Source organism: Nitratiruptor sp. YY09-18, from assembly GCF_016593235.1.
GTDB lineage: Bacteria > Campylobacterota > Campylobacteria > Campylobacterales > Nitratiruptoraceae > Nitratiruptor.
Window position 1 is genome coordinate 845536 of sequence record NZ_AP023065.1, and the last position, 14374, is coordinate 859909.

Genomic DNA, 14374 nt, shown 5'->3' on the forward strand with positions numbered 1-14374 from the left:
CAATTTAGTCGAGGTAGGAGAAGATATGGCAAAAATGACCGGCGCTAGAATGGTTGTTGAAGCGATGAGAGAAGAGGGCGTTGAGGTAGTTTTCGGCTACCCTGGCGGCGCCATAATGAATGTATATGATGAAATTTATAAACATAGATATTTTCAGCATATTCTCACACGCCATGAACAAGCAGCGGTCCATGCAGCTGATGGCTATGCCAGAGCAACAGGCAAAGTGGGAGTAGCATTTGTAACGAGTGGACCGGGATTTACCAATGCAGTAACAGGACTTGCTACTGCATATATGGACTCTATTCCACTAGTTGTTGTCAGTGGACAGGTACCACTCTCTATGATAGGAACTGATGCATTTCAAGAGATAGATGCGGTGGGAATTAGCCGTCCATGTACAAAACACAACTTCTTAGTCAAAAGTGCAGATGAGCTTCCGCAAATTTTAGCAGAAGCTTTCTATATTGCACGAACCGGAAGACCAGGTCCGGTGCATGTAGATATCCCAAAAGATGTAACTGCACAATTAGGGGAATTTAGCTATCCAAAAGATGTAAAGATTGAGACTTATAAGCCTACTATCAAAGGGAACGCAAGACAGATAAAAAAAGCAGTCGAAGCTATTGCTGAGGCTAAAAAGCCAGTCTTTTATCTTGGTGGTGGTATTATAAATTCAAATAGTGCAGATTTAGTGCGAGAGCTTGTAGCTGCTACGCAGATTCCAGCAGTTGAGACTCTCATGGCAAGAGGCACACTTCGCTATGATGATCCTATGCTTCTTGGCATGGTAGGGATGCATGGGACATATGCAGCAAATATGGCTATGAGTGAGGCAGATCTCCTCATAGCTCTTGGGCCACGCTTTGATGATAGGGTTACAGGAAAGTTATCTGAGTTTGCAAAATACGCAAAGATTATCCATGTGGATATCGATCCAAGTAGTATCGGAAAGCTTGTCCATGTAGACTATCCTATAGTTGGTGATCTCAAAGCTATTTTGCAAGAGTTGGTGCCAAAAGCAAAAGAGAAGGTAAATCCTCAAAGATATGAATCGTGGCGAGAGATTTTGCAACGCTATCAAGAACTCCATCCACTTACCTATGAAGATAGCGATAAAGTAATTAAGCCTGAGTGGGTTATACAGCGTGTAGGTGAAAAGCTCAAAGGAAAAGCAAGAATCTCCACCGATGTTGGACAGCACCAGATGTGGGCGGCGCAGTACTATCCATTTACAAGACCGCGTGAATTTATAACAAGTGGCGGACTTGGAACGATGGGTTTTGGTTTTCCAGCAGCAATGGGCGTAAAGCGTGGAGTACCTGATGAAATTAGTATCAATATTAGTGGTGATGGCTCGATTTTGATGAATATTCAAGAGCTCATGACTGCTGTAGAGTATCGGTTTCCTGTTATAAATATCATTTTAAATAACAACTATCTCGGTATGGTTCGTCAGTGGCAGACATTTTTCTATGATAAGCGCTATGCTGAAACTGATCTTTCTATGCAACCAGATTTTGTAAAACTGGCTGAGAGTTTTGGTGGAGTCGGCTACAGAGCTAAAACCAAAGAGGAGTTTGACGAAGCCCTTGATGATGCTATTAGTAAAGGTGTAGTTGCACTCATTGATGTTGTTGTAGATAGATATGAGAATGTTTTGCCAATGGTTCCAGCTGGTGGAAGCCTCTATAATATGCTTTTAGAGTATAAGGACTGAAGATGATAGAACAAAGAAGAGTAATATCAGTCATAGTATTGAATGAGCATGGTGTGCTCTCACGTATCACAGGCCTCTTTGCAGCACGTGGCTACAATATCGAAAGTCTCACAGTTGCTCCAATTCCTGGGAGTAAATACTCAAGACTTACAATTGTCACAAGTGGGAGTCCGCGTGTTATTGAGCAAATAATCAAGCAGCTTCACAAGCTCATTCCGGTCTATAAAGTTATAGAGCATTCTGAAATTGTAGAAAAAGAGATGGTGCTCGCAAAAATTCCTCTTGAAGAGAGTCTTGCTGATGTGGAAGCACTCTGCCGCGCTTACAATGGGAATATAGTCAACATTGGCCAAGAGAGCGTTATCATAATGGCAGCAGATGAACCACTACGCATAGAGCACTTTATCAAAGCAATAGAACGATTCAACCCCAAAGAGATAGTACGCGGCGGTGTCGTAGCAGTAGAGAGATAGTATGCTTTTGAGTAAACTAGCAAAAGAGTTTAATCTTGAACTCATAGGTGACGATAAAGAGATTGAAGGGCTAGAAGCCCTTCATAAAGCAACTCCAAAGCATCTCTCATTTTTAGAAAATAGTAAATACCTCAAAGCTCTTCCTTCCACCAAAGCAGCTGCTGTGATAATGAAGAGAGAGTATCTAGATTATCTCCCTCAAGGTGTTAGTGCTCTCATAAGCAATGAGCCATACCTTACTCTTGCTTATATTTCCAAGGTTTTCGCAAAAGAGCCTCTCCAAAAAGAAGGTAAAAAACCAAAAATTGGAAAAAACACCACTATCGCCCAAAATGTTTATATCGGCTATGATACGCACATTGGTGACAATGTTACAATTATGCCTGGCTGCTTCATTGGCGATAATGTGACTATAGGTAACAATACCCTCATCTATCCAAATGTGACAATATACCGTGACTGCAAAATCGGCAAAAACTGCATTATACATGCTGGCACTGTTATTGGAAGCGATGGCTATGGCTTTGCACATACTAAAGATGGCCGTCATATTAAAATATATCAAAATGGTAATGTTGTTATTGAAGATGATGTTGAGATTGGTGCAAACTGTACAGTAGACAGGGGAGTTTTTGGGTCAACTGTCATCAAAAAAGGAACAAAACTTGATAATCTCATCCAGATAGGCCACAACAGCGAAATAGGTGAAAATGTCCTTATGGCAAGTCAAGTAGGGATTTCTGGCTCGAGCAAACTTGGCAGAAATGTTGTCATGGGTGGGCAGAGTGCCACAGCAGGACATTTGAGTATCGGTAATTTTGCAGTAATTGCAGCAAGAGGGGGAGTGACTAAATCGATCGAGGGCGGCAAAACATATGCTGGATTTCCACTCCGCCTCCATAAAGATTGGCTCAAACTCCAAGGGATACTCTCACGGCTTCTCAAAAAGAGTACATAGCCCTAGCTACTTAAGTTGCATAAAATATAATCCAGTTATACTAATATTATATAAACACTTCAATGAAGGAGCTAGTCATGGCAAAAACACATAGTGAGATAAAAATCTTTCATCTTTATGGCACAAAAGATGGAATTGTAAGTGTTGCTCATATCACTGAGCCGTATGGGGAGGGAAGTGAACCAGTAGTGAGCATCGGTATTTCACTCAAAGGAAATGCCCTTAATCCTGAGTGGAAAGTCCATATCCCATATGAAAATATCGATGATCTCATCGAGGCGTTGGAACTAGCAAAAAAAGAGTTTGGCAAAGATTATATACCAGGCGAGAATGCAAAACCACTCGATATGGATGAGACAATAGGTGGCGACTAAGAGATATGGCAGCTCTTGCTGCCACACTCTTGTGTGATAGCATGGTGGCCTCTCAATTTTTTCCAATCAATCTTTATATCTTGGCTTAATGTTTTATACTCCTCTTTGCTAATCTTCTCGAATGGCATTTGTGGATAAACTTCTGTATCTTTTGGTAGAAGTGTTGTTGATTTTAGCATAGGTAGATACTCTTTGAGCATACGCGCTAGTAGCGTAGCATCATATTTTTGTGGATCGAACATGATTGTATTTGAGACCATATTATCTGCCCACTCTCGCTGTAGCATGGCCAATATATTCATCTGCTCCCATACACTTACATCATCGATCTCTTTTGGATTATTGTAGTGCATAGCAAAGGAGAAGACAAAAGTGCTCGGATCGTAGATATCTGGTTCGCTTGGCACACCAGAGTCTATGAGAAGCTGGGCAAGGGGTGAATCTTTGGCAATGCGTATGCGCCGCAATGCGTAGCGATAGAGAGGATAGTGCATCCCCGGACTGGTTCCAGCCAGCAGACTTATAGTCCCAGAAGGTTTGACAGCTGTAACTTTGAGTGAAATAGGAATGCCACCAGCTACAGCTAAATCTTTGTTAATTTGGCGCACCTTTTTATAACCAGAGCGTAGCCACTTTATAATAGTTTCTATACCATGCATCTCAATCGCATCTGCTACGCCAGAGACACTTACTCCTGTGCGTCTATTGCGAGCCACAACTGCGTTAGTCTCAGGCCTGTGTGTGGGCAATAGATTGACTGTAGAAGCATAAAAAGTTGCATATTCTATCATTTGCAAAAATTCATTATAATCTTTACAGCGAGGTAAGAATATTTCACTTAGGTTACACAATTCATACGATTCTAAAGCTATCTCACCACAAGGGTTACTCAGCCACGCTCTATCAGTAATCTCTTCGCCAAATCTTCCATATTTTTGCATATTCTCTAGATGCAAAAACCCGGGCTCTCCAGATTTAGCCACAAGTGGTGTAATAGCATCAATAGAGTGAAAATCATCAATGTTCTTAAGTAATACTGAATTGTTTGAGACCCAACCATAAGACTGCCTCTCGGGAAAGCGTGAAAAGTCTTTGAGATGCAAAAAGGTCTCATCATCAGGATCTCCTATAGCAATTTGAGCTGAGCGCCTAATGTTACCCGATACTACACACACTCCTATATGATTAAAAATATCGACTATGCATCTGGTTCTATCGATTTTTCCATCTATAAAATCTTCTAAAGTCTTTTCAAGATCTTTATGCAATTTTTTCAAAGGCTCTGGTCCAGAGGCTATTCCGCCAAAGGTTTGCAGAGGTGTTCCTGCTGGGCGTATTTGAGAGTAGTCAAACTGATAGTATGGACCATTTTCAATATAGCTTTGCAAGAGCAATCTCACAGATTTGACCCAACCCTCTTTGCTATCTTCTATTGTATAAATTTTTGGCTCTTTTTTATTCGGTTTTTTTGCACTCCCTCTCCAAGCTGTATTGAATCCTACTCCAGCTCCAACCATAAGCATATCCATTGCCCAATCAGCTGCTTGTACAAGATCGGTAGTATCAACTGCTGCGCAATTGTAAAGAGCTGCACTCCCTCTTTCATACATATACTCTGTACCCATTATCCAAAGTCCGCGTCCTGGAGGAAGCCATTTGAGCTGGTGCATAGCAAGAGCGAAATTTTTGGCAAACTCCTGCCAATACTCCTCATCCCAAGAAAGATGCATATTTTTGTAGTGGTTTTTGCGAATACTCATGATACCTTCTGTAACGCGTATGACCACATCACTCCAACTCTCATTAAATCCATCATCTTTGATGCGGCTATAACTGCGATAAAAGACAACTTGGCTAAAGAGTCCAAAACCAAAAGAAGAGGGGAGGCTTTTTATGAATTCTTTAGTTTTCGCTGATAAAATAAACCTATGTTTTACAAACATAAATCTCCTTTTAAAGATTATATTCAAAATAGGAACAAAAATGAATAAAAAGTGGCTAAGCTATATTTTATTAGCTTATTGTATCTCTTTTCTTTTTCGCCTTTTTTTGGCATTTTTGGCAAAGCATCATCCAGAGTTTCTTTATAATGGCCATATAATAGCTCTATGGACAGCAGATGCAGGTCTGTATGCAAGTTATGCAAAGAAACTTCTTGCAGGATCCCATCTCCCACTCACTAGCGATACATTTATGGGATATGTGCTCTATTGGATTGCAAAATATCTCCATTTGCCTCTTGATATTGTTATTTTTTATATTCCAGCTTTTTTTGCTTCTTTGATAGTAGTTCCACTCTTTTTACTTTTTGCATTTTTTAAATTGGAAAAACTTGGCTTTTGGAGCGCAGTGATTTCATCAATTGCCATGAACTACTATTTTCGTACCCATTTGGGATATACAGATACAGATATTTTAAACTTTTTCTTCTTCTTTATGATTCTTGCCTCCTTTGTAGGTGTTGTTCAAACAAAAAACAGCTTTTGGTCAATTCCAGGTGCATTGAGTATACTACTCTTTCTTTTTTGGTATCACTCTGCAAAGCCACTCATATTTGCTCTGCTTGGCTTTTATGCCTTCTATCTTCTCATTTTTAGTCGCAAAGATAAGAGTGCTTATATCGCTTTTTTTATATACATTGCAGCTATCATTCCGCTTCCAGTATGGTTGAGGGTAGCGCTCATCTTTATTTTACCACCACTTTTTTCTTATCTATTTACAAAAAAAGAGATCTCCTATAAACCTTTTTTCATTCTTTTTTTGTTAGCAGCACTTGGTGCAGGTTATATGGCAATTAAATATAAAGTCTATAAAAGAGGATTAGATTATCTGCAAAAAAAAGAGGAGTATGTTCTAAAAGAGAAGAGCGGGAGAAAGGTTGAGCTTGAAGCCACTCTCAAAACTATAGCAGAATCGAGCAAAATCACTCCACAGCAACTTTTTACTTACAGTAGCGGATCATCTGTTATATTTGGTATTGGTTCGTTAGGTTTATTGCTATTAATTTTGCGCTATAGACCTCTGCTTTTCTTATTGCTCCCTTACCTATTGGCAATTGTGTCACTAAAAGCAGGAGTGCGCTTTACTACATTTGGTGTTCCTGTAATAGTCATGGGATATCTCTATCTCTTCTATTTTCTGTGGCAAAGATGGAAAGAAAAAAGATTTTCTAAATTAATCTACTATGCTCCAGCAACATTTCTCTTTATCTACTATCTCACTATTATGAATCAGTACAACCATATGCTATCGCCATTTTTCAAAAGAGGAGAGCTCCACGCTATTGATCAGCATCTCAATAACAATGAGAGAGGTTATATACTTACATGGTGGGATTATGGATGGCCTTTATGGTACTATACAAATAAAAGAACCCTCATTGATAATGGGAAACACCATTATGACAATTTTATTGTGGCAAAAACGCTCTTTAGCAGTGATCAAAATTTCATTGCTAATATGAATCGCTACTTTATTGAACAGTATGATAAAATTTATCCTTGGGCAATACTTCCATACACTATTCATAGAATTCCTCTAGAAGAGCTTCTAGAAAAATTACAAAATAATCAAATGACACTACCACCAAAAAAGAACGAGATCTATTACTATTTTGATGATAGAATCCTCACAAAACTCCCAGTAATAAAAGAGTTTTCACATCTTAAAGGTGAAAGCACAGATGGCTTTGTTTGGGTGACAAATTTTCGTGTTTATTACCCTTCTAAAAAGGTTATCATAGGAGACAATCTCAAAATTGATCTTGAAAATGGCTATATCTATGTTCCAGGTGGAAAAGACAGATTTGGGACACTCTATATAAGCGATGGTGAGAAAATCACAAACACATTCCAATATAGAGATGATGATTTTTCTATCATTGTATATAAAAATCGATATATTATTGGAACCTATAAATATATCAACTCTTTCTTTTTCCGTGCATTTTTCTTCAACGATTTAGATAAATCACTCTTTAAGACACTCAATTTTGATAAAAATGCAAAAATATTTCAATTGATTGGAAGGTGAAAAATGAAAGAGATATTATTTGGCACTCTTTTTATCATAGCTGCAGTTTTAGCTCTTTTGATGGAGAATTTTTCTACAATTATGTGGATTGCGGGAGCTCTCTTCTTGGCAATTTTATTTAGTTTGGAATTTAGGCCATCAAAATCAAAGATACAAAAAGAGCAAGAAGAGGTTGAAGAATTAGTGAATGATAGTGAGGAAGAGAAGTTTGAGGAGAGCGGGCAAAGCGAAAAAAAAATTGAAAAAAAAGTCGAAGAGAACGTACAAAGTGGCTGGACTACAGGGCTCTTTACCTAAGTCCTGTAGTTTTGAGCAAAGCGGCTGATTCGCTTGATTCCCTCTTTGATAGTATTAAGATCCGTTGCAAAGCTGAAGCGAAAATATCCCTCGCTTCCAAATCCAATGCCTGGCACTACTGCTACGCCTTCCTCTTCTAAAAGTTTTTGGGCAAATATGAGACTATCTTTTTCTAGCTCGCTGTGATTGACAAAGAGATAGAATGCTCCTTGGGGTTTGAGCACAGAAAGACTATCTATTGCATTGAGGAGTTCTACTGCGGTATCTCTTCTCTCTTCAAAAGCCTGACGCATTCTTTCTATATCCTCTTCGATAGTTCCATCAAGTCCAGGAATTGCTGCTTTTTGTGTAATTGAGCAGATATTCGAGGTGCTTTGGCTTTGCAGCTTTTTCATCGCTTTGACAAGCTCTTTATCAAATGCTGCCAAATATCCGAATCTCCAGCCAGTCATCGCTGCAGACTTGCTCAGACCATTTATTGTGATTGTACGCTTGAACATATCTTCACTGATACTTGCAGCACTCGTAAAGGATATACCATCATAGACAAGTTTTTCATACATCTCATCACTTGCAACAAGTACATTTGTACCTTCTAAAACAGCAGCCAAAGCTTCTAGCTCCTCTTTGCTATATACTGCTCCAGTAGGATTTGATGGAGTTGTTAGGATGAGGAGTTTTGTCTTTGGTGTGATAGCATTTTGAAGCTGTTCGGCAGTGATTTTGAAACCGGTACTCTCATCTGTCTCTACTATAACAGGCTTTCCGCCAGAATATTTTACTAATTCTGGATAGGTTACCCAAAATGGGGAAGGAATGATAACCTCATCACCTTCATCTATAAGTACTTGCATAAGATTAAAAAGGCTCTGTTTGGCACCATTGCTGACAATGATTTGATCAGGGGTGTATGTAATATCGTTGTCTCTTTGGAGTTTATCTGCTATTGCAGCTTTGAGTTCTGGTATCCCATCGACTGCTGTATATTTGGTAAAACCTTCATTGATTGCTTTTATTGCTGCATCTTTAATAGCTCGTGGAGTATCAAAATCTGGCTCACCTGCAGAAAAACTCAAAACATCTTTTCCACTCTCTTTGAGTTCTCTCGCTTTTGAAGTGATCGCCATTGTGAGAGATTCAGAAAGTCTATTGATGCGTTGTGAGAACATTTCAATCCTTTAATTTCATTGATTTGAGGAATTCTTGGTATATTTTATCCAATTCCTCCTCTTTTTTGAGCAAATCTTTGTCACCAGACATATAGGCATGTTCCAAAATTGCAAAGCGTTTAAGGAGATATTCAAAAAGCTCCTTGTCAATATCCGGAAGTTTGTTGTGAGCCAGTCTACTCTTATCTAACCCTTTTCTCACAACTCTTGCAGGAATTCCTACAGCTGTACACTCATCTGGAACATCTTTGACTACTACAGAATTTGCACCGATTTTTGCATTTTTACCTATAGTTATATTGCCAAGTACCTTTGCTCCTGCACCTATAACTGCGCCACTTTTGATAGTTGGGTGTCTTTTGCCATGCTGCAAGCTCACACCACCAAGAGTAACTTGCTGATAGATTGTTACATCATCCTCAACAATCGCAGTTTCGCCTATGACTACTCCTATACCATGATCGATAAAGACACGTCTACCAATTGTAGCTGCAGGATGGATATCGATACCTGTAAAAATCTGATTGATTCCCATAATCACGCGTGCAAAAAGCTTAAAACCTCTTTTGTAAAGTCTATGAGCTATGCGGTACCAAAAGATACTCCATACACCTGGATAATTTGTGAGAAGCTCAAATTTAGAGTGAATTGCTGGATCTCGCTCCCAGACAATAGAAAAGTCCTCTTTAATAATCTCCCAAAATGATAACTGCTTCATATTTTTCTCTCTTTTGGAGAAATTTTAAGGTAGTTGTTTTCATGCAGGAGTATACTGAGTTGATCCAAAATTTTTTCTTTTTCTTTACATTCGCTTTGTGCAATCAACTGCTTGAGCCTACTTTGCATTTCATTAATGTCATAATCAAGATCATAGAGAATATCGAGAATACTTTGCGATTCAACAATATTTTCAAGCTCAAAACCCTTCTCATCTATCTTTACAGTCACTTCTGTAGGGTGTGTGAAAAGATTGTGTTTCATACCAAGAATCTCTTGATATGCCCCTACAAGGAAAAAGGCTAGAAAATACTCCTCTTTTGATAAATCAACATCGTGCAAAAAGAGGGGATAGTCCACATTAAAATCTATCTCTCCATCACTATCGCATGTAATATCCCAAAGAGATGCACTGCGTGTAGGCTTTTGATCGAGTTTATTGAGAGGCATAACAGGAAAACGCTGTTTGAGTCCCCAAAAATCTGGAAGGCTTTGAAAAAGGGAGAAGTTGAGCAAATAGCGTTCTTGTACTCTATCTTGGATACGTTTAAGCTCATAGCGATCTTTATCTTGGGTGAGTTCTATAGCCTTTTTAATGATAAGGTGGACGAGGATTTCGGTATTGCTTCGATCTTGCAAGTCAATATAGCCTAGATCAAAGAGGGTGAGGAGCGATTCCATATGATCGAGGCTGTCGTGAAAATACTCTATAGCATTGGATGGATTGATCGATTTATACAGATCATAGAGCTCTTCAATGAGAGGAGGGTTGTTCTCTTTGAGCTTGAGTCCTTGTTCAGTATATTCTTGGCTAAAGAGCTCTAGAACTGGTGCTATAAGCACTGCATGGCTCGCAGCTATGTATCTTCCAGATTCAGTAAAGATATGCGGCTCTTGCACTCCTTTTTGCATTGCAATCTCTTTGAGTAAAAAAACCACATCATTTGTAAACTCAGTGATTGTGTAGTTGCGGTTATGGATATTTTCATGCTGCGAATACTCTACCGCAAGCCCACCTCCAAGATTGATATTATTGAGATTCTTAGCTCCCATCTTTTTAAGCTCTGCGTATATATTACCAGCTTCACGCAATGCCTTTTTGACTGGATTGATTTCTCCAATCTGGCTACCAATATGAAAATGGATCATAGTAAAATGATCAAGAAGATCGTTTTTTTTGAGTAGCTCTACAGCCTCAAGCAGTTCTGTAGAAGTGAGGCCAAATTTTGAATTGATCCCACCACTTTTTGCCCAGATACCGATCCCTGAACTGTGAAGACGAATGCGCAGGCCAATATTGGGAATTGGATCTTTATAGATTTTTGCTGCCTCAATGATATTCTCAAGTTCATTGAGCCCCTCGATTGTTAGCGTGGTATCATAGCCCATCTTTGCAGCAATAAATCCTAAAGTTATCATATTTTTATCTTTAAAACCGTTGACAGTAATAGGGGCATTTTTGTTGTTATACGCCATTGCGATAATGAGTTCAGCTTTGCTACCAGCCTCAAGACCATAGTTATATTTTTCGCCAATATTTACAAGATGCGAGACAAAGTTGGGAAATTGATTAACTTTGAGTGGGAAAACTGCGTGAAATTTTCCTTTGTATTGAAAGCTTTCAATAGCTCTATTGAACTCTTTATAGAGCGTATCGATCTGCTTGTGGATAAGATGTGGAAAGCGCAAAAGAATAGGTCCGCGTACACCTGTATCACGTATTTGCTGCGTTATTTCATACAGTGACGGCCTACTTTTATAATTAACCTTTACATACCCATTTTCGATACAAAAGTCATTATTGGACCAAAGTTTTATTCCATAATCTTGCATGGACTCTCCACAATCTTTGCAAGAGGAATGATCTGCTCTGCTCTGTTTTCTAGATCTTTGACCCATATTGCATTTTGAGACAGTTCATCTTCACCAATGATTGCTGCATAGCGAGCTTTCATTTTATCAGCAGCTTTGAGATGTGCTTTAAGGCTCTTTGGTTTATACTCCAAGAGGGCTTTGCATCTTTTTCGAAACTGCATTGTAGCATCAAAAGCTTGGGGCAGTGCATCTTCTACCATCACACCAACATAGTAGCCATCTCTTTGATCTTCGTCATATTCAATGAGATCAAGAATTCTCTCTATACCTATAGCAAAACCTACAGCAGGAGTCGGCTTGCCTCCAAGAAACTCTACGAGATTATCGTAACGACCGCCACCAGCCACTGCATTTTGTGCACCAAGTGCATCACTGACAAACTCAAATGCAGTTTTCGTATAGTAATCTAGACCTCTCACAAGATTTGAATCAATTTCAAATTCAACATTTTCTCGCATTAATATCTCTTGCAACGTCGCAAAGTCTTGCTGACAATTATCGCATAGGTTTAAAAGAAGCTTCGGAGCATCATTGTAAATCTCTTGACACTTCTCATTTTTACAATCTAGTACACGGATGGGATTGAGTTTGCGCCTTCTTTTGCAATCATCACAAATATCATCGTGGTTTTGTAAAAAAGATACAAGATTTTCTCTGTATGATGGAAGGCAAGCTGGGCATCCAAGAGAGTTGATTTTGAGCTTATAGGGGATATTGAAATGGTCTAATATCTCTTTTGCCAAAAGAATAATAGTGGCATCTTCATAGACACTCGCTTCACCAAAACTCTCTATGCCAAATTGATGGAACTCTCGCAATCTCCCTTTTTGTGGACGCTCATAGCGAAACATCGGTCCATAATAGAAAAATCTATGTACACCACCTTGACGATCAAGTTTGTGCTCTATGAAGCTACGCACAATTCCGGCAGTTCCTTCTGGGCGCAGGCACACATCATTGCCGCCTTTATCGATGAATTGATACATCTCTTTACCCACGATATCGCTACTTTCGCCAACACTTCTTTTAAATAGTGCTGTCTCTTCCAAAAGGGGAGTCTCAATATAATCGAAGCCAAAATGTTGTGCAATCTTGCTTGCTGTTTGAATAAATTTAATATATTTTTTGCTTTGCGGAGGCAAGAGATCTTTCATTCCCCTAAGTGCTTTAATTGCCATTGCTATCCTTTATAAAAGAGACAATTGTTTTGGTTATTATATCCATCTCATCGCTTGCATTAATGAGCAGATATGGAATTTTACTAGAAATTACCAATTTTTTCATAATTTTTTGCACTTGAAGCAGGTAGGCTACTCCTCTTTGCTCTATATTATCTTTTGTAAATCTATCGATGCGTCTGAGAAGTTCCTCTTCACTAATTTCAAATAAAATTATTTTATCTGGATATTCCCCTTGCATGGCAATGTGATTGAGTTCAAAGAGTTTTTTTTCATCCAATATATTTTTACTTAGTGCATATGCCATGCCAGATATATAGCCTCTGTCACTGAGTATTAATTTGTTCCGATTTGGAATGATAACTTTTGCAAAATGTTCAGCACGATCAGCCAAAAACAAAAAAAGTTCAGCCAAAGAGGAGGGAGGATTTTCATGGAGAATGAGCGAGCGGATTTGCTGGCCAAGTTTCGTGCCTCCAGGCTCTTTTGTTACTATAACTTCATCAAAAAAGGTGCTTACTCTCTCAATTTGCGTACTTTTCCCAACTCTATCAATTCCCTCGAAAAGAATGTACATTAAATACTCTCTAATAGAGGAATAATCTCTTGCGGAACAAGATGGGAAACATCACCTTTAAATTTCAAAATGGCGCGTACAACTGAAGAGCTGATAAAAGCATTTTGCAAACTTGGCATGAGATAGAGTGTCTCTATCTCCTTATCAAGGGACTGATTTGCATACCCAATCTGCAACTCATATTCAAAATCACTCACAGCACGAAGTCCCCGAATGATTATCTTGGCATTCTCTTGCTTGCAAAAATTCACAAGAAGGGTATCAAAACTTTTAATCTGCACATTGGGAATATTTTTTGTAGCAATTTGCGCCATTTTCACACGAGTCTGAATATCAAACATCGGTTTTTTTTCTTGTGAGAGGGCAACTGCTACAATAACTTCATCAAAAATTCTTGCAGCACGTTTTATAATATCAAAATGCCCATTGGTAATTGGATCAAAAGTCCCAGGATATATAACTTTTTTCAACATTTCCATCTCTTAAATAGATCGTGGTCGATTCCTAGGAGATCAAACCACTTTCCGATAATAAAATTTTCCATCTCATCGATATCGCGTGGTTCGCTATAGTAACCAACTATTGGAGGCGCTATTATAACATTTAGCGTAGAGAGTTTATGCATATTTTCCAGTGCAATCGGACTTAGAGGTATCTCACGAGGTGCTAAGAGGAGCTTTTTTTGCTCTTTGATAATTACGCTGGCAGCTCTGGTTGTAAGGTTATCAGCAATTCCTACTGCAATTTTTGCTAACGTATTCATAGAACATGGTACTACCATCAATGCATCGAGCCCAAAGCTTCCACTAGCAGGCCCTTGCCAAATCTCTTCATTATAAAAAATTTTACCCTCATCTTCAAAAATTGCAACTGTTTTGGCGTTTTGATTGATTATGAGATATTTTTCAATATCGGAAGGGAGAAGTTTGTAAGTTTTAAGTCCTAGGTGTATTCCACTTGCTCCGGAGATCGCGACAGCTATTTTCAAAAGTAGGCCTTATAGA

14 protein-coding genes are annotated in these 14374 nt (G+C 38.8%); 6 read left to right on the forward strand and 8 right to left on the reverse strand.

Going from position 1 to position 14374, the window contains the following annotated elements:
* The first annotated feature begins 25 nt into the window (after window positions 1-25).
* The 4 genes from JG734_RS04680 to JG734_RS04695 all read left to right on the forward strand — a co-directional run bounded on the left by JG734_RS04680 (window position 26) and on the right by JG734_RS04695 (window position 3525).
* Window positions 26-1720, forward strand: a complete 1695-nt coding sequence (locus tag JG734_RS04680; protein WP_201333871.1) for an acetolactate synthase large subunit — start codon at window positions 26-28, stop codon at window positions 1718-1720.
* A gap of 2 nt (window positions 1721-1722) precedes the next feature.
* On the forward strand, window positions 1723-2193 hold the full coding sequence (gene ilvN, locus JG734_RS04685; RefSeq protein ID WP_201333872.1) for an acetolactate synthase small subunit: 471 nt from the start codon (window positions 1723-1725) through the stop codon (window positions 2191-2193).
* 1 nt (window position 2194) lies between these two features.
* A complete protein-coding gene (gene lpxD / locus JG734_RS04690; protein WP_201333873.1) occupies window positions 2195-3151 on the forward strand; it encodes a UDP-3-O-(3-hydroxymyristoyl)glucosamine N-acyltransferase in 957 nt (318 codons plus the stop codon).
* 77 nt (window positions 3152-3228) lie between these two features.
* Window positions 3229-3525, forward strand: a complete 297-nt coding sequence (locus JG734_RS04695) for a hypothetical protein (RefSeq protein WP_201333874.1) — start codon at window positions 3229-3231, stop codon at window positions 3523-3525.
* Here JG734_RS04695 and JG734_RS04700 read toward each other — a convergent pair.
* Entirely contained in the window at window positions 3522-5468 is a 1947-nt protein-coding gene (locus tag JG734_RS04700; protein WP_201333875.1) for a fused protease/ribonucleoside-triphosphate reductase, read from the reverse strand. The two genes, JG734_RS04695 and JG734_RS04700, sit on opposite strands and share 4 nt — an antisense overlap.
* A gap of 40 nt (window positions 5469-5508) precedes the next feature.
* Here JG734_RS04700 and JG734_RS04705 point away from each other — a divergent pair, with 40 nt between their 5' ends.
* Together JG734_RS04705 and JG734_RS04710 are read left to right on the forward strand one after the other, a co-directional pair.
* On the forward strand, window positions 5509-7557 hold the full coding sequence (locus JG734_RS04705) for an STT3 domain-containing protein (RefSeq protein WP_201333876.1): 2049 nt from the start codon (window positions 5509-5511) through the stop codon (window positions 7555-7557).
* A gap of 3 nt (window positions 7558-7560) precedes the next feature.
* Window positions 7561-7854: a hypothetical protein gene (locus JG734_RS04710; RefSeq protein ID WP_201333877.1), complete on the forward strand. Its 294-nt coding sequence runs from the start codon at window positions 7561-7563 to the stop codon at window positions 7852-7854.
* On the opposite strand, the gene JG734_RS04715 is transcribed toward JG734_RS04710, so the two are convergent.
* Genes JG734_RS04715 through JG734_RS04745 form a run of 7 tightly spaced genes read right to left on the reverse strand, consistent with a single transcriptional unit; the run spans window position 7851 to window position 14358 of the window.
* Window positions 7851-9023, reverse strand: a complete 1173-nt coding sequence (locus tag JG734_RS04715) for a pyridoxal phosphate-dependent aminotransferase (RefSeq protein ID WP_201333878.1) — start codon at window positions 9021-9023, stop codon at window positions 7851-7853. The genes JG734_RS04710 and JG734_RS04715 overlap by 4 nt on opposite strands.
* A 1-nt stretch (window position 9024) precedes the next feature.
* Window positions 9025-9741: a serine O-acetyltransferase gene (gene cysE, locus JG734_RS04720; protein WP_201333879.1), complete on the reverse strand. Its 717-nt coding sequence runs from the start codon at window positions 9739-9741 to the stop codon at window positions 9025-9027.
* Window positions 9738-11573, reverse strand: coding sequence for a biosynthetic arginine decarboxylase (speA, locus tag JG734_RS04725; RefSeq protein WP_236587028.1), 1836 nt, complete (start codon window positions 11571-11573; stop codon window positions 9738-9740). Before speA ends, cysE begins: the two co-directional genes overlap by 4 nt.
* Complete coding sequence (gene hisS, locus JG734_RS04730) at window positions 11555-12793, reverse strand: histidine--tRNA ligase (protein WP_201333881.1); 1239 nt, start codon at window positions 12791-12793, stop codon at window positions 11555-11557. Before hisS ends, speA begins: the two co-directional genes overlap by 19 nt.
* On the reverse strand, window positions 12783-13370 hold the full coding sequence (tmk, locus tag JG734_RS04735) for a dTMP kinase (RefSeq protein WP_201333882.1): 588 nt from the start codon (window positions 13368-13370) through the stop codon (window positions 12783-12785). The genes hisS and tmk overlap by 11 nt, the downstream gene beginning before the upstream one ends.
* On the reverse strand, window positions 13370-13843 hold the full coding sequence (gene coaD / locus JG734_RS04740; RefSeq protein ID WP_201333883.1) for a pantetheine-phosphate adenylyltransferase: 474 nt from the start codon (window positions 13841-13843) through the stop codon (window positions 13370-13372). Before coaD ends, tmk begins: the two co-directional genes overlap by 1 nt.
* A complete protein-coding gene (locus JG734_RS04745; protein WP_201333884.1) occupies window positions 13837-14358 on the reverse strand; it encodes a UbiX family flavin prenyltransferase in 522 nt (173 codons plus the stop codon). Before JG734_RS04745 ends, coaD begins: the two co-directional genes overlap by 7 nt.
* Window positions 14359-14374 lie beyond the last annotated feature (16 nt).